Source organism: Brevundimonas sp. (assembly GCF_013823285.1).
Classification (GTDB): Bacteria; Pseudomonadota; Alphaproteobacteria; order Caulobacterales; family Caulobacteraceae; genus Brevundimonas.
This window is the reverse complement of record NZ_PNLV01000047.1, coordinates 1-20,600: the sequence shown is the minus strand read 5'-3', so window position 1 is coordinate 20,600 and position 20,600 is coordinate 1. Positions and strand designations below refer to the sequence as shown.

At 68.9% G+C, this 20,600-nt stretch carries 22 protein-coding genes and 1 pseudogene; 15 read left to right on the top strand and 8 right to left on the bottom strand.

Annotation, left to right across the window (positions count from 1 at the left end):
* The 4 genes from C0461_RS08505 to C0461_RS08490 all read left to right on the top strand — a co-directional run.
* Nucleotides 1-909: glycerophosphodiester phosphodiesterase family protein (locus tag C0461_RS08505; RefSeq protein WP_292105747.1), on the top strand; the 909-nt coding region annotated here is incomplete at its 5' end.
* A 74-nt stretch (nucleotides 910-983) separates the two neighbouring features.
* Nucleotides 984-1,964: a cysteine synthase A gene (gene cysK / locus C0461_RS08500; protein ID WP_292105746.1), complete on the top strand. Its 981-nt coding sequence runs from the start codon at nucleotides 984-986 to the stop codon at nucleotides 1,962-1,964.
* A gap of 52 nt (nucleotides 1,965-2,016) precedes the next feature.
* The gene (locus tag C0461_RS08495) at nucleotides 2,017-3,234 is read left to right on the top strand and encodes a DUF2336 domain-containing protein (protein ID WP_292105745.1); all 1,218 of its coding nucleotides are present in this window, start codon (nucleotides 2,017-2,019) and stop codon (nucleotides 3,232-3,234) included.
* A 156-nt stretch (nucleotides 3,235-3,390) separates the two neighbouring features.
* A complete protein-coding gene (locus tag C0461_RS08490) occupies nucleotides 3,391-3,816 on the top strand; it encodes a MucR family transcriptional regulator (protein WP_292105743.1) in 426 nt (141 codons plus the stop codon).
* Between the two features lie 61 nt (nucleotides 3,817-3,877).
* On the opposite strand, the gene C0461_RS08485 is transcribed toward C0461_RS08490, so the two are convergent.
* Nucleotides 3,878-5,527 carry a HAMP domain-containing sensor histidine kinase gene (locus C0461_RS08485; protein WP_292105742.1) on the bottom strand — a complete coding sequence of 550 codons (1,650 nt, stop codon included), beginning with the start codon at nucleotides 5,525-5,527 and terminating at the stop codon, nucleotides 3,878-3,880.
* 185 nt (nucleotides 5,528-5,712) lie between these two features.
* Here C0461_RS08485 and C0461_RS08480 point away from each other — a divergent pair, with 185 nt between their 5' ends.
* Complete coding sequence (locus C0461_RS08480; RefSeq protein WP_292105749.1) at nucleotides 5,713-6,156, top strand: SufE family protein; 444 nt, start codon at nucleotides 5,713-5,715, stop codon at nucleotides 6,154-6,156.
* A 68-nt stretch (nucleotides 6,157-6,224) separates the two neighbouring features.
* On the opposite strand, the gene C0461_RS08475 is transcribed toward C0461_RS08480, so the two are convergent.
* From C0461_RS08475 to C0461_RS08460, 4 genes are all read right to left on the bottom strand, one after another.
* Nucleotides 6,225-7,523, bottom strand: coding sequence for a hemolysin family protein (locus tag C0461_RS08475; RefSeq protein ID WP_292105740.1), 1,299 nt, complete (start codon nucleotides 7,521-7,523; stop codon nucleotides 6,225-6,227).
* Entirely contained in the window at nucleotides 7,520-8,782 is a 1,263-nt protein-coding gene (locus tag C0461_RS08470; protein WP_292105739.1) for a hemolysin family protein, read from the bottom strand. The genes C0461_RS08475 and C0461_RS08470 overlap by 4 nt, the downstream gene beginning before the upstream one ends.
* A gap of 147 nt (nucleotides 8,783-8,929) precedes the next feature.
* The gene (locus tag C0461_RS08465; protein ID WP_292105737.1) at nucleotides 8,930-9,637 is read right to left on the bottom strand and encodes a DUF6456 domain-containing protein; all 708 of its coding nucleotides are present in this window, start codon (nucleotides 9,635-9,637) and stop codon (nucleotides 8,930-8,932) included.
* Nucleotides 9,634-9,996, bottom strand: a complete 363-nt coding sequence (locus C0461_RS08460; protein ID WP_292105735.1) for a helix-turn-helix domain-containing protein — start codon at nucleotides 9,994-9,996, stop codon at nucleotides 9,634-9,636. The genes C0461_RS08465 and C0461_RS08460 overlap by 4 nt, the downstream gene beginning before the upstream one ends.
* A gap of 386 nt (nucleotides 9,997-10,382) precedes the next feature.
* Between C0461_RS08460 and ctrA the strand changes: the two are divergent.
* A pseudogene (gene ctrA / locus C0461_RS08455) lies at nucleotides 10,383-11,082 on the top strand (response regulator transcription factor CtrA).
* A gap of 119 nt (nucleotides 11,083-11,201) precedes the next feature.
* On the opposite strand, the gene C0461_RS08450 reads toward ctrA, so the two are convergent.
* Complete coding sequence (locus C0461_RS08450) at nucleotides 11,202-12,005, bottom strand: inositol monophosphatase family protein (RefSeq protein WP_292105734.1); 804 nt, start codon at nucleotides 12,003-12,005, stop codon at nucleotides 11,202-11,204.
* Nucleotides 12,006-12,099: 94 nt separating this feature from the next.
* On the opposite strand from C0461_RS08450, the gene chpT reads away from it, so the two are divergent.
* The 5 genes from chpT to arsC all read left to right on the top strand — a co-directional run bounded on the left by chpT (nucleotide 12,100) and on the right by arsC (nucleotide 16,358).
* Entirely contained in the window at nucleotides 12,100-12,750 is a 651-nt protein-coding gene (gene chpT, locus C0461_RS08445; RefSeq protein ID WP_292105732.1) for a histidine phosphotransferase ChpT, read from the top strand.
* A gap of 108 nt (nucleotides 12,751-12,858) precedes the next feature.
* On the top strand, nucleotides 12,859-13,242 hold the full coding sequence (locus tag C0461_RS08440) for a response regulator (protein WP_292105730.1): 384 nt from the start codon (nucleotides 12,859-12,861) through the stop codon (nucleotides 13,240-13,242).
* A 5-nt stretch (nucleotides 13,243-13,247) separates the two neighbouring features.
* Entirely contained in the window at nucleotides 13,248-14,063 is an 816-nt protein-coding gene (locus C0461_RS08435) for a protein-glutamate O-methyltransferase CheR (protein ID WP_292105728.1), read from the top strand.
* A gap of 64 nt (nucleotides 14,064-14,127) precedes the next feature.
* Entirely contained in the window at nucleotides 14,128-16,011 is a 1,884-nt protein-coding gene (locus tag C0461_RS08430) for a M20/M25/M40 family metallo-hydrolase (protein WP_292105727.1), read from the top strand.
* On the top strand, nucleotides 16,008-16,358 hold the full coding sequence (gene arsC / locus C0461_RS08425) for an arsenate reductase (glutaredoxin) (RefSeq protein WP_292105726.1): 351 nt from the start codon (nucleotides 16,008-16,010) through the stop codon (nucleotides 16,356-16,358). Before C0461_RS08430 ends, arsC begins: the two co-directional genes overlap by 4 nt.
* A 12-nt stretch (nucleotides 16,359-16,370) precedes the next feature.
* Here the strand turns inward: arsC and C0461_RS08420 are convergent, their stop codons facing one another.
* Complete coding sequence (locus C0461_RS08420; RefSeq protein ID WP_292105724.1) at nucleotides 16,371-17,234, bottom strand: hypothetical protein; 864 nt, start codon at nucleotides 17,232-17,234, stop codon at nucleotides 16,371-16,373.
* 55 nt (nucleotides 17,235-17,289) lie between these two features.
* Here C0461_RS08420 and C0461_RS08415 point away from each other — a divergent pair, with 55 nt between their 5' ends.
* Together C0461_RS08415 and C0461_RS08410 are read left to right on the top strand one after the other, a co-directional pair.
* Entirely contained in the window at nucleotides 17,290-17,628 is a 339-nt protein-coding gene (locus C0461_RS08415) for a DUF1491 family protein (RefSeq protein ID WP_292105722.1), read from the top strand.
* 97 nt (nucleotides 17,629-17,725) lie between these two features.
* A complete protein-coding gene (locus C0461_RS08410) occupies nucleotides 17,726-18,106 on the top strand; it encodes a hypothetical protein (protein ID WP_292105720.1) in 381 nt (126 codons plus the stop codon).
* Here the strand turns inward: C0461_RS08410 and C0461_RS08405 are convergent, their stop codons facing one another.
* A complete protein-coding gene (locus C0461_RS08405; protein WP_292105719.1) occupies nucleotides 18,107-18,256 on the bottom strand; it encodes a hypothetical protein in 150 nt (49 codons plus the stop codon).
* A 163-nt stretch (nucleotides 18,257-18,419) separates the two neighbouring features.
* Here C0461_RS08405 and C0461_RS08400 point away from each other — a divergent pair, with 163 nt between their 5' ends.
* Complete coding sequence (locus tag C0461_RS08400) at nucleotides 18,420-19,961, top strand: tetratricopeptide repeat protein (RefSeq protein WP_292105718.1); 1,542 nt, start codon at nucleotides 18,420-18,422, stop codon at nucleotides 19,959-19,961.
* A 99-nt stretch (nucleotides 19,962-20,060) separates the two neighbouring features.
* The coding region (locus tag C0461_RS08395; protein ID WP_292105717.1) for a GTP-binding protein at nucleotides 20,061-20,600 on the top strand (540 nt) is incomplete at its 3' end.

The following is a 20,600-nucleotide window of genomic DNA, read 5'->3' as shown; positions in this document are numbered from 1 at the left end:
GCCGATCCCTCGGGCGAGCTTCAGATCATGGCCCATCGGGGCGTCCACCACACCTATGGGCGCGAGGGGCTGACCCGCGACGCCTGCACGGCGACGCGCATCCACACCCCCACGCACGGCTTCATCGAGAACACCCGGCCTTCGACGGCTGAGGCGTTCCGACTGGGCGCCGACGTGGTGGAGATCGATGTGCATCCGACCACCGATGGCGAGTTCGCGGTGTTCCATGACTGGACGCTGGACTGCCGGACAGAGGGGACGGGCGTCACGAGGGAACAGAGCATGGCCGATCTGAAGCGCCTCGACGTGGGCTATGGATATACGGCGGACGGCGGAGCGACCTTCCCCTTGCGCGGCCAGGGCGTCGGACTCATGCCCACCCTGAATGAAATGCTGGACGCGTTTCCCGGGCGCCGGTTCATGATCAACGTCAAGTCGAACGATCCGGCCGAGGCCGACCTGCTGCACGCCTATCTCGAGGCGCGCGCCGACAGGGCGCCGGAGCGTCTGACCTTCTATGGCGGGGATCGGCCCATGACGCGGCTGCGCCGGCTTCGACCGGACGCCCGCATCCTGAGCAAGACCATGCTGAAAGCCTGCGTGAGGGACTACATGCTCATCGGCTGGACGGGGCGGGTTCCCGACTCATGCGCCGACATGGTGATTTTCGTGCCGGGCGGATGGGGGGCGGTCCTGTGGGGATGGCCGGACCGGTTTCTGCAGCGCATGCAGTCGGCCAACAGCGAGGTGTGGATCGGCGGCGAGCCGGATTTCAACACCGGAAGCCTGGGCGGCCTGAATGATCCGGTGTCGATCGATCACGTCCCGGACGGCTGGAGAGGCGGCGTCGACACCGACAGGATCGAGGTCATCGGGCCCGCCCTTCAGGCGCGCTCGGCGGGGGCGTGAGCATTTCTGGCTTTGCCCCGGCGCGAGAAGGCCTATCTATCCCCTAAGCCAGGACGACAGACAGGAGCCTTTCCATGACCGACACCCCTTACGACGCCTCGCGGCACGCCAAGACCGGACGGGGCAAGGTCTATGACTCCATCGTCGACACCATCGGCGACACCCCGCTGATCCGGCTGCCGCGCCTGTCGGCGGAGCTGAACCCCAAGGCCACCGTCCTGGCCAAGCTGGAGTTCTTCAACCCCATCGCCTCGGTCAAGGACCGCATCGGGGTGGCCATGATCGAGGCGCTGGAGCAGGCTGGAAAGCTGAAGCCCGGCGACGTGATCATCGAACCCACCAGCGGCAACACCGGCATCGCCCTGGCTTTTGTCGCCGCCGCCAAGGGTTACAAGCTGATCCTGGTGATGCCCGAGAGCATGTCCATCGAGCGCCGCAAGATGCTGGCCCTGCTGGGCGCTGAACTGGTGCTGACCCCGGCCGAGAAGGGCATGAAGGGCGCCATCGCCACGGCCAATGAGCTGCTGGCCGCCACCCCCGGCGCGGTGCAGCCGCAGCAGTTCGACAACCTGGCCAACCCCGCCATCCACCGCGCCACCACGGCCGAGGAAATCTGGAACGACACGGCCGGGGCCGTGGACATCGTCATCGCGGGCGTCGGCACCGGCGGCACCATCACCGGCGTGGGACAGGTGCTGAAGGAACGCAAACCCTCGGTGCGCATGATTGCGGTGGAGCCCACCGCCTCGCCGGTGCTGTCCGGCGGCGCGCCCGGCCCGCACAAGATCCAGGGCATCGGCGCGGGCTTCATTCCCTCCATCGTCGACCAATCGATGATCGACGGCGTGGAACAGGTCTCCAACGAGGACGCCTTTGACATGGCGCGGCGCGCCGCCCGCGTGGAGGGCCTGCCGGTGGGCATCTCGTCGGGCGCCGCCCTGACCGCCGCCTTCCGCCAGGGGGCCCTGGACGAGAACGCCGGCAAGACCATTGTCGCCATCATCCCCAGCTTCGCCGAGCGTTATCTGTCCACGGCGCTGTTCGAGGGGCTGTAGGGCGGGTTTCATCACCCCTGATTAACCGCTTCGGGCCTAGGCTCCCGCCGACATGTCCGAGCCAGCGGCCACATCCGCCGACGGCGCGCCCTCGCCGGGGCCGCGCGCACGCCATGCGCTGCTGAAGCGCCTGGCCGATGTGGTGTCTTTGCCCGCCAGCCGGGTGAACGCCTTCGAGCGCTCCGTGGTCGGCGACCTTCTGGTGGAGATGCTGCGCCTGGCCGCGCCCGAGGAGCGCCGCCGGGTCGCCGTGCGTCTGGCGCCCCTGGGCGAAGTTCCCGACAGTCTGGCGCGCCTGCTGCTGCGCGACGAGCCCGAGATCGCGGGCGTTCTGATCGAACAGTGCGCCGCCCTGTCGGACTCAGATCTGATCGCCTGCGCCGCCGAAGCCGGCATGGAGCACCGCTTCCTGCTGGCCGCCCGCCGCAACCTGTCCGAGGTGGTGACCGACGCCCTGCTGGCCCACCACGAACCGGCGGTGATCGAGGCGGTGCTGCGCAACACCACCGCCCGCCTGTCCCAGCCGGGCATCGAGGCCATGGTCAGCCTCAGCCGCACCCATCCCCAATTGTGCGAACATCTTCTGCGCCGCCCCGAGATGCGGCCGTCGGGCGCCTATGTGATGTTCTGGTGGTGCGGGCCGGACGAGCGGCGCACCATCCTTCAGCGCTTCGCCGTCTCGCGCGAGGTCATGCAGGAGGTGGTGGAGGACATCTTCGCCATGGCCGCCGCCGAGGGGTGGCAGGACCCGGTCTCGCGCAAGGCCCTGCAGTTCATCGAGCGGCGCCAGAGAAACCGGGCCGCCATCGAGAAGAGCCCCTACGACAGCCTCGAACACGCCGTGGCCGTCGCCGCCTCCGGCGGACTGAACCGCGAACTGGCCGCCGAGATCTCCTATCTGTCGGGCATCAAGCCCCTGACCGGGGCCAAGATTCTCGGCGACGAGGGCGGCGAGCCCTTGGCCATACTGTGCAAGGCCACAGGCCTGTCAAAGACCAATCTTCAGGGCCTGTGGCGCTCCATGCGCCGGCCGGAGACCATGCCGGACGGAAACTTCCACCCGGTCTGGGAGCGGGTGATGATCACCTATGACATGTTCGCCGTGGACCGGGCCCAGACGGTGCTGCGCTACTGGAACTGGTCTCTGTCCTCGGCCCTGACGCCGCAGTTGATGCAGGCGATCCGGGAAGGCGACGAAGAGGCGCTGGACGAATACTCGGCCCCCGAACGCGCCGCCATGCTGGCCCTGGCTGAAAACTTCGGACGATGAACTGATCTGCCTCTCTAAAGATCAGAGAGACGGTTAGAGTCGTTTCCTTCCGCGTTCCTGTTGATAAACCGTCGAAACAACTTTATTGCCCACTTCCATGGGGAGCGGCGTTCCGCTTCTGACCCGTAAAGTCAACAGAACTCCGGAAGCGTGATCATGGACGAAACGTCTGAACTTCTCGAAATGACCGCCGACATCGTTTCGGCCTATGTCAGCAACAACAATGTCGACGCCGAGGCCCTGCCGGGCGTCATCCAGAGCGTCCATGCCGCCTTGGTGGTTGTGAAGGCGGGCGGCGCCCAGCCCGAGCCGGAGCCGCAGGAGCCGGCGGTTTCGGTGCGCAAGTCCATCACCCCGGACTTCCTGATCTGTCTGGAGGACGGCCGCAAGTTCAAGTCGCTGAAGCGCCACCTGCGCACCAAGTACGACATGAGCCCGGAAGAGTATCGGGCCAAGTGGGGCCTGCCCAAGGACTATCCCATGGTCGCCCCCAACTACGCCAAGGCCCGTTCGGAACTGGCCAAGCAGATGGGCCTGGGCCAGGGCGGCCGCAAACCCGCCCGCCGTCCGCGCGCCAAGTAAGACGTCCTGCCTGTCAGGATCTGAAACGCCCGCTCCGGTCGCCGGGGCGGGCGTTTTCCGTTCAGCGGACCGGTTCGCTCGTGACGGGCGGCGTCAGCTCCGCCACCGGCATGCGCACGGTGAAGGCCGAGCCCTCGCCAAGGGTGCTGTCCACCATCAGGCGGCCGCCGTGCAGTTCGGTCAGGGAGCGCACCAGGGCCAGGCCCAGGCCGGTGCCCATCTTCTTCTGACCCGCGTCGCCCGCCTGTTCGAAAGGACGGCCCAGCCGGCCCAGATCCTCGGCGGCGATGCCCACGCCGGTGTCCGCGACCACGATCTCCAGATAGGGCCCGACCCCGTCGGCGGTCAGGGTCACCGAGCCTCCGGCCGGGGTGAACTTCACCGCATTGGCCAGCAGGTTCAGGGTGATCTGCTTCAGGGCGCGGCGGTCGGCCATGACCGTCAGGGCCTCGGGCGGAAGGACGCTGTTGAGGATCACGCCCTTTTCGTCGGCGTTCAGGCGGACCATGGCCACGGCCTCCGACACGGCGTCGCGGGCATCGAACCGCTCCAGCGCCAGCTCGTAGCGGTCCGCCTCGATCTTGGACACGTCCAGCACGTCGTTGATGACGGCCAGCAGGTGCCCGCCAGCCTCATGGATGGAGATGGCGTAGTCCGCGTATTTCGGGGGCAGCGGCCCGAACAGTGCCTGGCGCATGATGTCCGAGAAGCCGACCACGGCGTTCAGAGGCGTGCGCAGTTCGTGGCTCATGGAGGCCAGGAAGCGGGTCTTGCCCTTGTCGCGGGCCTCGGCCTCGCCCCGGGCGGCGTCCAGGGCGGCCTCGCGCGCATACTGGGCCGTGGCGTCGTGCATCTGGCCGATCACCCGACCGTCCGCCAGCCGCTTGAGCGCCAGCATGACCCGACGGTCCAGCGCCTCGCGCGGCGCGAAGCGGGCCTGGGCGTCCAGTCCGTTCAGGGCCTTGTCCAGTCCCGACAGCACGGCGGGCCGGTCGGGGCCATGGACAGCGGCGATCAGACCCTGATCAAACAGGATTTCGACGGTCACGCCAGGCGGCGGCGCGCCGTAGGCGGCCATCACCCGGCCGGACGGCGACAGCACCAGCGTCAGCCCCGGCTGGCCGGTCAGGATGGCTTCGCTGCGGGCCATGGCCGCCTCGGCCCGGTCCAGCCGCGTCTGCCGGGCATGGAACGACAGCCTCAGAGCCAGGGCGGCGGCCAGGGCGCTCATCACCCCGGTCAGGGCCGCAAGCACAGCGTTGTCGACGGCGGGGGCGCCGATCAGGGCGGCGGCCAGACCGCCCGCGGCCGCCAGTCCCGTCCCCAGCGTCCCCATCTGGGCCAGCCGCACCCCGCCCAGGGCCAGGCCCGCGATCATGGGCATGAAGACGAAGGCCGCCAGCGGGCCGTTCAACCCGCCGCTGAGCACCGCCGCCAGGATGGCCGCCGCGCTCCAGCCGGTCAGCAGGGCCAGACGCGGGCGAAAGCCGTCGCGACGCAGCAGCAGCAGCCCGCCAAGTCCCGGCGTCACCATGGCCATCAGGGCAAGGGCGGCGGGGCCCTCGACCCCCGCGCCCACCAACCGCCCGCCCAGCGCCAGCACGGCGCAGGCGGTGGCCCAGCCCGCATGCCACATGGCCAGCGGCGGCGGCGCCCCGGTCACGGCGGCGCCGGCGTCAGGCTCGGGCGAAGAGGCGGGGGGAGAGGTCAAGCGCGGCGGGGTCCGTTGCGATTTCGAGTCAGCGCGGCATGCGGCGCGACAGACCAGACTAGGGGTCCGCGCGGAGGGGGGCGAGATCGCTCGCGCCACAGGCGACCAGATTCCGGTGGATCACCGGCGCCGGCCTGGGGACGGGGATGGTTGTGGGGGACCGCCGGGGCGTCTATCTGCGCCCCATGACCGACGCCGTCCTGACCCCGCCCGAGCAGAGCATCGACGAGACCCTGGCCGAACTGGCCGAGGAGTTCGACCTGCTGGGCGACTGGGAGCCGCGTATCGAATACGTCATCGAACTGGGCAAGGGCCTGGCGCCCCTGCCTGACCACGCGCGGGTGGAGGCCAACAAGGTGCCCGGCTGCGCGGCCCAGGTGTGGCTGCATGTGATCCGCGACGGGAGGCGGCTGTTCTTCCTGGCGGATTCGGACAGTCACCTGTCAAAGGGCAACATCGCCCTGCTGCTGCGCCTGTATTCCGGCCGCGAGCCCGACCAGATCCTGGCCTTCGACGCCCGCGCCGCCATGGACCGGCTGGGCCTGCCCCAGGCCCTGACCATGCAGCGCGCCAACGGCCTGAACGCCATGATCGGGCGAATCCGTCAGGAAGCGGCCGCCGGGGCCTGAGCACGTCGCCGTTGCACGGTGCAGTTGGTGCAATTAGTGCAATTGGCGCCGGTCGATGACGCGGCGGGTTAGCGCTTCGCGGGCGGGCGTTCGACGCGGACCCGGAGGATCTTCAGGCCGCGCACATCCTCGGCGATGAAGCGGACGCCCTTGAAGTTCAGGACGTCTCCGCGCTTGGGCAGCACCCCGTTCCTGGCCAGAAACAGGCCGGCGACCGTGGAGACCTCGGGATGGGCCACGTCGAGGTCGTGGTCCTCCTCCAGTTCGGCCAGGGTGACCTCGCCGTCCAGCAGCATGGCGCCGTCAGGCAGGACCGTGACCCAGTCCGGCGCCGCCCCCTCGTCATCGATGAGATCGGCGACCAGATCATCCATGGTGACGAAGCCCAGGGCGCCGCCGAACTCGTCGACCACCAGGGCGGCGTGCACCCGCTGCTTCTTGAACAGGGCCATCAGGTCGTAGGCGGACATGCCCGAGGCCACGCGCGGGGCGGGGCGCACCAGGGCCCTGAGGTCGATGTCGGCGTGGGCCACCCGGGCGCGGATGAAGTCCTTGACGTGCAGCACCCCCACCACCTCGTCCAGAGAGGCGCCGTACACCGGGTAGCGGGCCAGGGTGTGGGCGGTGATGATGGCCGCGACCTCGTCGGGGCCGGCGGACAGGGGAATGGCGACCATGCGGGCCCGCGAGGTCATCAGCTCCTGGGCCGTGCGGTCCTCCATCTCGAAGATGTTCTCGATCAGCCGGGCCTGGGCGGCGTTCATCTGCCCGCCGGACATCATCTCTTCCGTGGCGATCTCCAGCTCCTGATAGCTGTAGAGCATGGCGCCCTTGCCGGGGTCGGGAATGCCCAGCAGGCGCATCAGGCCGAAGGCGATCCTGTTCAACAGCATGACCATGGGCCGGAACAGGATCGCGAACAGGCGCATCACCGGATTGAGGGCGATGCTGACCTTCTCGGGCGACTGCAGCGCCAGGGCCTTGGGGATCATCTCCCCGAACACCACGTGCAGGAAGGTGATCCCGCTCAGGGCGATGACGAAGCCCACGGCGTGGGACTGACCGTAGCTGAGACCGAGACCTTCCAGCGGGCCGTAGAGCCAGCGGGCCACGGCGGGCTCGCCGTACATGCCCAGGCCGATGCTGGCCAGGGTGATGCCCAGCTGGGCGATGGCGATGTAGGAGTCCTTTCCGGCCTCGCGGTCGAAAATCCGCAGCAGCCACCGGGCCGCGCGATTGTCGTTCTGCGCCAGGATCTCGAAACGGCTGCGCCGGGCCCCCACGAGACCGAACTCCGCCGCGACGAAGACGCCGTTGACGAGCACGAGAGCCAGGATGGCGGCGATGGGAAGCAGGACGTCGGTCATCCCTCGACCTCCGGTCCGCGCTGGATGCGGACGCGCCGCACCGCGTGGCCCTCCATGGCCTCCACCACCAGCCTGACGGATGAGTCCTCCACCACCACCAGATCGCCGACCACGGGCAGGCGGCCGAGCTCGTGCCAGACCAGGCCGCTGATGGTGTCGGCCCGGTCCTCGGGCAGGATGACGCCGTGGCGATCGGCCAGCATGGTCAGGCGGACGTCGCCGCGCACGCTCAGGTCCGGGCCGTCCGTCACGAACAGTTCGTCCTCGTTGTCGAACTCGTCCTGAACCTCGCCGAAGACCTCCTCCAGCGCGTCCTCGAGGGTCACGAGACCGGTGAAGCTGCCGTACTCATTGATGACCATGGCGCTGCGCCGGCCGCGCTCGCGCAGGGTCTGCCACAGGCTGGGCACGCTCATCACGTCGGCGACGATCAGGGGGTCGCGCTTGATGGAGCCCACCAGGGCGTCGGGCGTCTTTTCAAAGGCGGCGAACAGGGTCCGCAAGTGGATGATGCCCACCACGTCGTCGGTGGTGTCGCCGGTGACGGGAAAGCGCGAATAGGGCGTCTCGGCGACCCGCTTCAGCGCCTCTTCGACCGTCTCCCTCGCGTTGACCCGCACCATGCGGGTGCGCGGGGTCATGATCTCGCGCACCAGCCGCCCGTGGACGCTGAGCGCGCCGGACAGCATGTCCCGCTCGTCCGCGTCGATCAGGCCCCCGGCGGCGCTGGCCTTGAACAGGCCCTCCAGTTCGTCGGGAGAGTGGACATGGGTATGGCTGTGGTCGGCGCTGAGCCGGAACAGCCGCATGATGGCGAAGGCGGTCCCGTTGAAGATGAAGATCAGCGGCCGGAACAGCAGCAGGCTGACGCGCATGGGCGCCAGGGTGGCCATGGACAGCCGCTCGGGATAGCGCAGGGCGATGGTCTTGGGCAGCAGTTCGCCCAGCACCACCTGGACCATGGTGACGGCCAGCAGGACGACGACGATCGCCGTCACCTGTCCGCCCACGGCGCCCAGAAGCGGAGCCAGCAAGGGGGTCAGCTGGGCCTGGCCATAGGCGCCGGCCACAAGACTGCTGATGGTGATGCCCACCTGGCAGCCCGCCACATAGTCATCCAGCTTCGCCGGATCGCGCAGGATGCCGAGCAGCTTGCCCGCGGGGCGGCTGCCCGCCTCGGCGCTTTCCTGCACCCGCGACTTGCGCGCGCCCACGGTGGCGAACTCCGCCGCCACATAGAGCGCATTCGCCGCGACCATGAGGAGGATGACGCCCAGGGGGATCAGGAAGCTGAGAATGGTGCAGGCGCCTCGATTGCGGAGTGACCGGCCATATCAGCGTGCTGCGACAACAACAATCACAGAGGCATGGCCGAACCACGATGGGCCTTGAACGTCAGGGCCACGTCATCCGATCCCGTAGTGGCGCGCCAGATCCGTCAGGGCCTGTTTCAGCACCGTCTTGCCCTGGCGGCGCCGCAGGCCCAGGCCCTGTTCGGCCAGTTGCAATGACGAGCCGTGGATGCAGATCCGCTCCAGCATGGCGCGGCGCCCGGGCGCGGCGGCGTCCAGGGCGGCCTGAACCCGTCTCCGGGCTGCAAGGGCGCGCTCGCCCGGCCCCGAGGGCGTCCCTTGCCCGGCTCCGCCGCGCGGCAGGGCGTCCCAGCGCATGGTCAGGGACGGGCCCAGGCTGGCCAGTTCGGCGTCGGTGCGCAGCGTCTCGCCCGCCGCCACCTCGGCCGGCGACAGCCAGGGCCGGCCGCTGGGATCCTTGCGCCGCGCCAGCCACAGGATGGGCGACTCCCCCAGATTGACGGCGCGGGCCTTCACCGTCCCGTCCGGACTCGTCACGGACCGGGTCCCCGCCATGAAGCCGGGACGCCCGCCATCGGGCGAGCGTGGCGGGATGGCGCCCGCCCGCGCTTTCCAGCCGCCGCCCTCGCGCACCGCAAGACCGGGCTCGCGCGCCAGCTCGCGGAACGCCGCCTCGTCCAGGGTCAGGGCCGGGCGACGGCGGCGATCGTGGCTTAGCCGCAATCGATAGCGGCCAGGCTCAGGGGCCGCCTCGATCCAGGCGCCGGGGCGGGCCAGCAGGGTGCGCAGGCGCTCGCTCATGCCGCCTCCGCCACGCCGGCGATCTCGGCCAGCCCGCGCCCGACCCGCTCCAGCAGGCCGTCCAGGGCGGGGTCGTCGCGCCTGTCCTCCACCTGACGGCACGCCTTGGCCACGGTGGTGCGGTCGCGGTCGAAGGCGGCCCCCACCCTGTAGAGCGGCCAGCCGTATTCCGTGTGGCTGAGATACCAGGCCAGGGCGCGGGCGCGGCGCACCTCGTCGTTCACCCGGCGGCGCGACTGCATGGCGGCGGCGGACACCCCCGTCACGCTGGCCACCGCCTGCATGGCCAGAAGGGCGCGGGCGCGGTCGGCGCGGACCCGCTCCACTCTCTGCTCCAGTGTTTCGTCATGGTCTTCCATAGTCCTCACTCCGGTTCCTGCGCCCCAGCGGCGCGACGCCATGCTGGACCCGCCCGCAAGCAGTGAGGATTATATTCCTATTTTGTGCGTCATTCCCGGACGCATCCCGTTAAGGAGTGCGGCATTGGCGAGGCGGAAATGCGGGATTAACAGCGGAGCAGTGCGTACGTCTGCGCAATCGCGGCCCCGGCCAACGGACCCGTGGCGACAGGGACGGGCAAAGAAATATCGAATCGTTGACTCGTTCCACTGGACGCCGATTCGCAAATCAGACTATCGATTCGGCATTAACCGTTCTTAAGGTTTTTGCGGCCTTAACTGGTCGGAAAGGTTACCCGCTCCGGTGCGAGCGGCCTTATGGTCAAGGTTCGCCTGGAGGGGCATCAATGCGTGTTCTGCTGATTGAAGACGACAGCGCGACCGCGCAGAGCATCGAACTGATGCTCAAGTCGGAAGGTTTCAACGTCTATACGACGGATCTGGGTGAGGAAGGCGTCGATCTGGGCAAGATCTACGATTACGACCTCATTCTTCTCGACCTGAACCTGCCCGACATGAACGGCCTCGAGGTCCTTCGCCAGTTGCGCGTGGGCAAGATCAACACCCCCGTCATGATCCTGTCGGGCTCCACCGAGGTGGAGACCAAGGTCAAGACCTTCGGCGGCGGCGCCGACGACTATCTGACCAAGCCGTTCCACAAGGACGAGCTGGTGGCGCGTCCACGCTGTTGTGCGTCGCTCCAAGGGTCACGCCCAGGCCATCATCACCACCGGCGAGATCGCGGTGAACCTGGACGCCAAGACGGTGGAGGTGGACGGCCACCGGGTCCACCTGACCGGCAAGGAATACCAGATGCTGGAGCTGCTCTCGCTCCGCAAGGGCACGACCCTGACCAAGGAAATGTTCCTGAACCACCTGTACGGCGGCATGGACGAGCCCGAGCTGAAGATCATCGACGTCTTCATCTGCAAGCTGCGCAAGAAGCTGGCCACGGCCGCCGGCGGCAAGCACTACATCGAGACCGTCTGGGGCCGGGGCTATGTGCTGCGCGACCCGCACGAGAACGCCACGGCCAACGCGGCCTGATCGCCTCGATCACCGAACAATGAAACGCCCGCCGGAGCGATCCGGCGGGCCTTTCTGCTTTTGGGGGGCCCGACTGGGGATCAGTTCCCCTCGCCCGCCTTGCGCACAGTCCAGGAAGGCTACCCGCCCAGGGCCACGAAGCCGGGGTTGAGGTAGTTCGGCTTGGCGTAGGACAGGGGCTGGCCCTGGTCCAGGGTGATGACCCGGCCGCCGGCGGCCTCCAGGATCGCCTGGCCCGCGCCGGTGTCCCACTCGCAGGTGGGGCCGGTGCGCGGATAGACGTCATAGCGTCCCTCGGCGATCAGGCAGAATTTCACCGACGAATCCAGCGCCTGCCATTCGGCGCAGCCGAAGCGGGCGGCGATGCGCTCCGCCTCGTCCTCGCCCAGGGAATGGCTGATGAGGGCGAAGCCGCGGTCGGGTTTCTGGCGCACCCGCACCTGACGCCAGGCCGTCTCGCCGAACCGGCGGGTGAAGGCGCCGGCCTTGTCGCCGCTTCCACCCGTACGCCAGGTCTGGGCCATGGCCGGGGCCGAGATGACGCCCGCCAGCACACGCTCGCCGTGGGCCAGGGCGATGTTGACTGTGAACGCCTCGCGCTCGCCCACGAAGGCCTTGGTGCCGTCCAGCGGGTCGATCAGGAAGAAGGCGTTCTCGGCGTCGGGCGTTCCGTCCGCGGCGCAGGCCTCCTCGGCCACGGTCTGGACGCCGGCGTAGAGTGCGGTCAGCCGCTCGACGATCAGGCCTTCGGCCTTCTGGTCGGCCTCGGTCACCGGGCTGTCGTCAGCCTTGGTGGTGACGGCGGCGCCGGCGCGCCAGTAGGGCAGGATCAGGGCGGAGGCCTCTTCGGCGATCTCGGCCAGCTGTTCGGTCAGGCGGCCTGATTCCAGGTCGCGGCTCAGGGATGGGGGAAGGGCAGTCATCAGGGGGCGGTCCTTAGACCATGCCGGGCGTTTGAAGAACCGGCAAATCAGGGCAGCTTGTCGCGGCTTTGACAAATGTGGGCTGCGGGACACGATGACCACCGACTCTGACGCCATGATGGACGGGGCCGACCTGGCCACCTTCCTGACCGGAAAGCTCTGCCATGACTTCATCAGCCCGGCGGGCGCCATCGCCTCCGGTCTGGATCTGATCAAGGACCCCTCCGCACAGGACATGCGCGAGGAAGCCATGGGCCTGATCGAGGCCAGTTCGGAGAAGCTGATCGCCCTGATCAATTTCGCCCGCGTGGCCTACGGCGCCGCCACAACCGCCGAACGGTTCCGGTCCGACGATCTGAAGCCCCTGGCCGAAAGCGTGTTCAAGGGGGCGCGGGCGTCGCTGGACTGGCGTGTCGATCCACAGGAATTCTCCAAGCCCCAGGCGAGGGCCTTCCTGAATCTGGTGCAGCTGACCGGCGCCGCCCTGCCCGGCGGCGGCGTCGCCGCCGTGACCGCGCGCGCGGACAACGGCTGGCTGACCCTGCGCGGCGAGGCCGACGGCCCCCGCGCCCGGCTCAAGCCCGAGGCGGCCACGGGTCTGGCCGGCGAACGCCTCACCGAGGGTCTGGCCGGGCAGTGGATCCAGTCCTACTGGCTGTGGCGCACGGTGAATGACCATGGCGGCGCCCTGGCCTTCACCGTGGGCGAGGATCGGGTCACCCTGACCGCGCGCATGCCGGTGTGAGATCGTGCTGAACGCCGCTTAAGGGTGTCCGCCAACAGCTCGTTAACCGCAAAGGACGATAAGACGTAAGGGCGCGGTTCTGCGCCCGAAGCGTCCGGATTTCACACCGTGCACCCCCCTGTCGAGGCCAGAACCTGTCTGATCGTCGATGACAGCCGCATCATCCGCAAGGTGGCGCGCCGCATCGTCGAGGAGCTGGGATTCGAGGTGGACGAGGCGGGCGACGGCGCCGAGGCGCTGGCCTATTGCGCCACGGCCATGCCGGAAGTGATCCTGCTGGACTGGAACATGCCGGTGATGGACGGCCTGACCTTCCTGCGCCGCCTGCGAGGCCAGCCGGGCGGCGACCAGCCCAAGGTGCTGTTCTGCACCATCGAGACCGAGGTGGACCGCATCAAGGAAGCCCTGGACGCCGGCGCCGACGAATATGTCATGAAGCCCTTCGACGGCGAGATCCTGGAATCCAAGCTGGCCGAGGCGGGGGTGGTCTGACCCTCATGACGCCCGAGAACCTGCACCATCTGCAATCCCTGCTGGTCAGCCGCACAGGCTACCTGCTGAACGCGGACCGGGCGCATCTGGCTGAACACCGGCTGGCCCCGGTGGCCCGACGCGAGGGCTACGCCGGCGTCGACGCCCTGATGGACGCCGTGCGCGCCGAGCCGCCCGCCGCCCTGGCCTGGAGCGCCATGGAGGCCGTGCTGAATCCGGAGACTTGGTTCCGCCGCGATCGGGCGCCCTTCACCACCTTCGCCCGCGAGGTTCTGCCCGCCATCGCCGGCGTGCGGCCGCAAGGCCGGGTGCGGGTGTGGTCGGCCGGCTGCGCGGCGGGACAGGAAGCCTATTCCCTGGCCATGCCGGCGCTGGAGGATCAGACCAATGTGGAGATCGTCGCCACTGATCTGTCCCAGCGTGCGCTGGAGAAGGCGCGGACCGGCATCTTCACCCAGTTCGAGGTGCAGCGCGGCCTGTCGGCCCGCCGGCTGCTGGACTGGTTCGACCAGAGCGAGGACATGTGGGAGGCCAAGCCGCGCCTTCGGTCCGCCGTCGCCTTTTCGCGCGCCAACCTGCTGGACGAGCCGCCGCCGGGCGGACGGTTCGACGTGATCTTCTGCCGCTATGTGCTGGGCGACATGGCGCCCGAGCGCCGCGCCCGCGCCCTTGACGTGCTGGAGCAGGCCCTCGCCGACGACGGCTGCTTGTTCCTGGGTCTGGACGAAACGGCGGGCGAGCGGCCCGACTCCTTCCGCCCCGTGCCCGGCCGCCCCGGCGTCTTCGTCAAGTCGCCGGCCGCCCTGAGACGCGCGGCCTGATCCTCCCCGCTCGACGCCCGCCGTTCGGGCGCCTACTAATGGCCCCATGACACCCGGGGCTTTCATGAATCGCATCGTGCTGCTGGTCGCGGCGCTTGGACTGGCGCTGGCGGTGGCGGTGGCGGCCTCGCATACGCCCGACCCGGCGCCCGCGGACGCGCCCGACACCGCCTTCTCGGCCGCGCGGGCCATGGTCGATGTGCGCGAGATCGCCCAGAGACCGCACCCGACCGGCTCGCAGGAGAACGCGCGCGTCCGCGCCTGGCTGACCGACCGCATGGCCGGACTGGGCCTTGATCCGTCCGAGCAGACCGGCGCCCTGTCCGAACGGTCGGCGACGCGGCTTGAACGCTGGGGCGACACGGAGGCCGCCACCCGCCAGATCGTCAATCTGATCGGCGTCCTGCCGGGGCGGGACCGGGACGGCCCGGCAGTGCTGCTGATGGCCCACCATGACACGGTGTGGGACTCGCCCGGCGCGGCCGACGACTCCACCGGAGTCGCCGCCATCCTTGAGGCCGTGCGGGCCATCCAGGCGCGCGGTCCGGCGGAGCGGGACCTGATCGTCCTGTTCACCGACGCCGAAGAGCTTGGCCTGGACGGCATGCGCCTGTTCCTGGACGAGCACCCGCTGGCCCAGCGGGTCGGCATGGTGGTGAATCTGGAGGCGCGCGGCGGCGGCGGGCGGGCCTCCATGTTCGAGACCGGACCCGGCAACGCCCAGACCGTGCGGGCCTTCACCCGCGCCATGGACCGGGTCGAAGGCGGCGCCAACAGCAACTCCCTGGCGGTGCTGGTCTACGAGAACATGCCCAACGGCACCGACTACACCCTGGCGCGCGAGCGCGGCATCGCCGGGGTCAATCTGGCCTTCATCGGGCGGGCGCATCAGTATCACGACCCCGCCTCCACCCCCGAGGCCCTCGACCAGGGCAGCGTCCAGCATATCGGCGAAAAGGCGCTGGAGGCCGCCGATCATTTCATCCGCGCCGACGCCCTTCCCATGGTCACGCGCAACGCAGTCTACTCGGACCTGCTGGGCCTCTTCTTCATCCAGTATGCGCCCTGGGTCGGCTGGCTGGTGCTGGCGGGCGCGGGCGGGCTGCTGATCGTTGCGGTGTGGCGCGGACGCAAGGTCGGCGCCGTCACCTTCGCCGGCATGGGGCTGGGCGCCCTGGGCGGCCTGTGGCTGGCCATCTCCGGCGTGGTGCTGGCCACCGCCATGCGCGGCCTCGCCGGGCCGTCCATGAGCCGCGCCGGATCGCCGGAACTGTACTACGCCATGCTGCGCCGCCTGCCCTGGCTGGAGGCGGGGGTGGTGCTGAGCCTGCTGGCGGCGGCGCTGATCCTGTTCGGCTCGGCGCAGGGGCGCCGCCGGCTGGTGGCGGCGGCCCTGTTGCTGTCCATGATCACCGCCCTGACCTTGTATGAATTCAGCTGGGTCATCCTCGTCCTCGGCCTGATCGCGGTCGCTGGCGCGCTCTACAGCGGCTGGATGAAGGCGGCGCGCTTCTCGGCCTGGGCCGGGCTGATCGCCCTGATGCTGGTGCTGGGCGTGGTTGTTCAGGTGCTGGCGCCCACCGCCGCCTTCCTGATCGCCTGGCCGGTGCTGGGGGCCGCCTTCGCCGCCGCCCTCGGCGGATTGATTGACCCCCGGCTGGAGCGGCACATATCCCTCTGGCCCGCCGTGATCGTGACGGCGGTGATGGGCGGCTGGCTGTTCGCCCTGGGACACTGGACCTTCCTGGGGGTGGGCATGGACCTGCCGGGCGTCCTGGCCCTGATCGCCCTGATGGCCGCCATGCTGGCCCGGCCGCTGGCGCCCACCTCGCGGCGGGGGCTGGAGATTCTGGCCGTTCTGGCCGCCGTCGCCCTGATCGCCGGGGCCGGCCTGGCGCTGGGCGCCCGCGTCATCGAACCCGTCCCGACAGAAGGACACGCCACATGAGCGTCACCGTCTTCCACAATCCGAAATGCGGCACGTCGCGCAAGCTGCTGGCCGCCCTGGCAGAGCGAGGCGTCGAGCCGACGGTGGTCGAGTACCTGAAGGCGGGCTGGACCGAGGATCAGTTGACGGCCTTGCTGGCCAAGATGGGCGGGGCGCGCCCGCGCGACATCCTGCGCCGCCGCGAGACCCTGGCCCAGGACATGGGCCTGCTGCCCGAGGACACGCCGGACGATCTGATCCTGCACGCCATGGTGCAGCATCCCATTCTGGTGGAGCGCCCGATTCTGGAGACGGACGCCGCCGCCGTGGTGGCGCGGCCCATCACCCGGGCCGACCCGCTGCTCTAGGCCGATCAGGCTCTAGAGCGGGCCGAGCGACAGGAAAGCGCGGGCGGCGGCGAAGTCTCCGGCCTCGAAATGCACCCGCATGACGCTGTCGTCGCGGAACAGGAACTCCACCGTGAACCGCTCGCGCGGGTCCAGTCCGGCGATGGCGTCGCCCGCCGCCTCCGGGAAGCGCCAGATTTCGCCCTGGCGGCGGCCTTCCGGCAGCAGGATCCCGGGCGCGGCCTCGTGGGACGCGGCCCAGAAGGCGCGACGCGTGTTAGCCGGCGGCAGCAGCCCCACGCTGGCCTGAATGATCCAGGGCCGGTGCGCCCGATCGGGGTCGCGAAGGACGATGCGGGCGCCGTAGGGACGCGGACGTCCCGGGAAGGACACCACCGCCGCCAGACCCTCTTCGCCGCCCGCGTCCGTCACCCGGCCGAAGGTCACCGGCGCCGATCGGAACCGCCCCGTCTGGGACAGGCGCCAGGCGTCGCGGCCGTAGCGGGTGCGGTCCGCACTCCAGTCCTGACGCTCGCCGGGGAAGGTCATGCGCGCGGTGCGGCGCCAGCCCGCGAAGCCGTCGCGCACGCGCGCCGCGGCGGTGGTCAGATCGTCGGACGCGCAGTCCGCCGTACGCGCCCGCAAAACGGCGCGCGCGCCGGTGTTGGCCAGTTCGTCGCTGGTCGCCCCGGCCCGCAGCGCCGCGCCCCGCGCCTGGTGCGCCGAGACGTCCAGCGCCGCGCGCACCTGGGGCTCGAACAGCCCGCAGCGGGCGTCGGCGGCCAGCATCAGGCTGCGCTCGTAATAGAGGCGGTCGGCGCCGGCGTGCGCCGCCCCCCCACAGAGAGCCGCAACCGCCAGACCTGTCGCCAGACGTTCTGTCAGGCCTTTGAACATGGGCCCAGACTAGGCCATACCCCTTCCGGTCCCGTTTCCTTTCAGGGTTAGCGAATTGCTTATCGCCAGCGACGTGTGGGTCGGCGCCCTGATCCGCCGCGCCGAACTGTCCGGAGCCTTCGCCACGGTGGTGCGCAAGGGCGACGCGCGGGCCGGGAGCGTCATCGTCAAGGCGTATGACTCATCCGAACGCAAGGCGCGGATCTACACCGAAGCCTTCGGCCCGGACGGCGAGCGCCTGTGGATCCAGCCGGTCTCCAGCGACCAGGAAAGCGAGCTGGACGCCTATATACAAAGACAGGTGGGCTACGATCCGGATCTGTGGGTGGTGGAGATCGAGGACCGCCAGGGCCGCCATTTCATCACCGAGACGGTGCAGGGCGAGCGGTCGTAAATCCTTAACCGCGTTCGTGAACCGGGCTGAAAGCGCGCCCGGCTAATCTCACCATCAACGGGCGAAGAATGCGCCTGACACAGATGGTGATGGTGCGGTGCTCTTTCTGCTGAACGATGTGGTGTTCGACCTCGACGCGGCCTGCCCGGTCACGGCGGCCGACGCGCGCCGGTTCGACCGGCTGGATCTGGACTATGTGATCGAGCTGGCGTGCGAGCTGTTCGCCGAGGATCCGATGCTGCATCACAACGATCCCGAGCGCGCGGTGCGTCTGGCCTGGCTGATCGCCGACCGGGCGCCGGAACTGAACGCGGCCATGTTCGCCGCGCCGGAGAAAAGCTGCGCGCCCGAACTGGTGGAGCCGCGCTTCTGCGCCCTGCCCGCCCCGGTCATGCGCCAGCTTCACGCCCGCGCGGCCAAGGGCGCCCTGGACGCCGTCGCGGCGGACAAGGCGGTCTGGGGCCGTCTGGCGGCCTGATTACAGGATCACGCGGAACAGCGCATTCACCCCGAAGGCCACGCCCAGCAGCAGGGCGAACCCGATGACAAGGTAGAGGCCGGGGTGTAGTTCGCCCGGCTTGTGGAATGCGGGGGGGGCGTCCTCGCGCGATTGCGGGGTCATGGTCATTTCGTCTCCTCCTTCAGCGGCGGAGGGCTGCATGGCCCTGCCGTCTCGCCTTACAGAAATGTAACATAGCGCAAATAGCCCTGTTCCGCGAGGGGGTATCCACCGCGCCACGCATCTCGACTCCCGCATCATGCAACCGCTAGATACCCACCGGAAACGGGGGATGAGCATGTCGGGAATGACTCTGGCGCGGATCGCCATGGCGGCGGTGGCGCTGATGCTGCTGACCGCATCGCCGGCGCGGGCGGACTGGCTGCGTGCTGAAAGCGAGCGCTTCGTCATCTACAGCGACGGCGATGAACGCACCCTGAGAGCCTACGCCCAGAAGCTGGAGACATTCGACAGGGTGCTGCGGCTGTTCATGGGCCTGTCCATGGACGAAGCCCCGCCGCGCAAACTGCCCATCTATCTGATCGGCCATCAGCGGGAGCTGATCCGGGTGCTGCCCGATGCGATTCAGAACCAGAGCGGGGTGTATGTGCCCGCCGAGCAGGACATCTTCGCGGTGGCCACGCGATCGCGGAATGACGATTCCACCCTGCTGCACGAATACGCCCACCACTTCATGTTCCAGAACTTCAACTTCCCCTACCCCGCGTGGTTCGTGGAGGGGTTCGCCGAGTATTATGCGGCCTCGACCATCGAAGCCGGGCGCGTCGAGGTCGGCCTCTACAACGAAAACCGGGTGGCCTGGCTCCAGAACGGTCAGTGGATGCAGATGGAGGACTTGCTGGCCGGGCGGTCCCGGAACGCCCGTGGCGACCGGTTCAATGAGACCTATTATCCGCTGGCGTGGCTTCTGACCCACTGGTTCATGAGCGACGTTGAGCGGCGCGCGGCGATGCAGCGGTATCTGGCGGATGTGGGCTCAGGCGGTGATCCGGTGGAGGCCCTGGAGCAGCACACGGGCCTCACCCCGACCGCGCTCCGTGACACCCTGCGCGCCTATATGCGAGGCCGCATTCCCTACTCCCGGGTGAGCCATCCCTTCCCGACGGTCCCTGTCACCATCGAACGCCTGCCGCGGTCGGCCAACGATCTGCTACTCATCAATCAACAGCTCAAGATCGCGCAGGGGGATGATCAGGATGCCCTGGTCAGCCAAATCCGCGCCCTCGCCCCCCGTCACGCCGGAGATCCCTTCGCGCAACTGGTGCTCGGGCGGGCCGAAATCATGTTCGGGGACCCCCGGCAGGGGGAAACGGTTCTGGAGGCCTTGTTGCAGCAGCAGCCGGACAACGTCGAAGCCTTGCAGCTTATGGCTCTGGCCCGCATGAACGAGGCGTCAGACCATCCGGAGGGCTACGACGTCGCCATGCAGCAGATGCGAGCCTTCCTGCAACGGGCCTATGACGCCGATGGCGCGAATTACTTCACTTTCCTCCTGATCGCCCAGAACCGGATCGGCGAGCCCGGATATCCCAACGAGAACGATCTGCTGGCCTGGGAACTGGCGTACACGATCGCGCCGCAGCTAGGGCACGCCCGCTTCGGTCTGGCCCAGGCGCTGATGGCCCACGACCGCAACGCTGAGGCCATCGCCCTGTTGCAGCCCCTGGCCAACGATCCGCACAACCCCCAGAACGCAGACTTCGTGCGAACGCTGATCGCCCGGGCCGAGGCGGGACTGAATGGAGACGACGCGGACGCGTCCCACTGGGACGACGCGGATTTCGAGGCGATGGACGACGCCGGACTCGAATAGCCGTCCTGCCACCACGAAGCGGGTTTTGGACGGCTATGAACGGGCCTCCAGTTGTCACCCGACGTGACAGCGCCCCCTGTCCGCGCTATCGGCGCGGCCATGTCGAAACGAACACTGCCTGAAGAAGCTGCGCGGCGGCGCACCTTCGCCATCATCGCGCACCCTGACGCGGGCAAGACCACCCTGACCGAGCACATCCTGCTGGCCGGCGGCGCCATTCGCGCGGCGGGCGCGGTGCGGGCGCGCGGCGAGAACCGGCGCACGCGCTCGGACTGGATGAAGATCGAGAAGGAGCGCGGCATCTCGGTCTCGGCGTCGGTGATGACGTTCGAGCACGAAGACAAGATGTTCAACCTGCTCGACACCCCGGGCCACGAGGACTTCTCGGAAGACACCTACCGCACCCTGACCGCGGCGGACTGCGCCATCATGGTGCTGGACGCGGCCAAGGGTATCGAGCCCCAGACCCTGAAGCTGTTCGAGGTCTGCCGCCTGCGCGACATCCCGATCATCACCTTCATCAACAAGCTGGACCGCGAGGCCCAGGACCCCATGGCCCTGCTGGACGAGATCGCCTCCCGCCTGCAGCTGGACCCCTCCCCTATCTGGTGGCCGGCCCAGAGCGGCAACCGTCTGCGC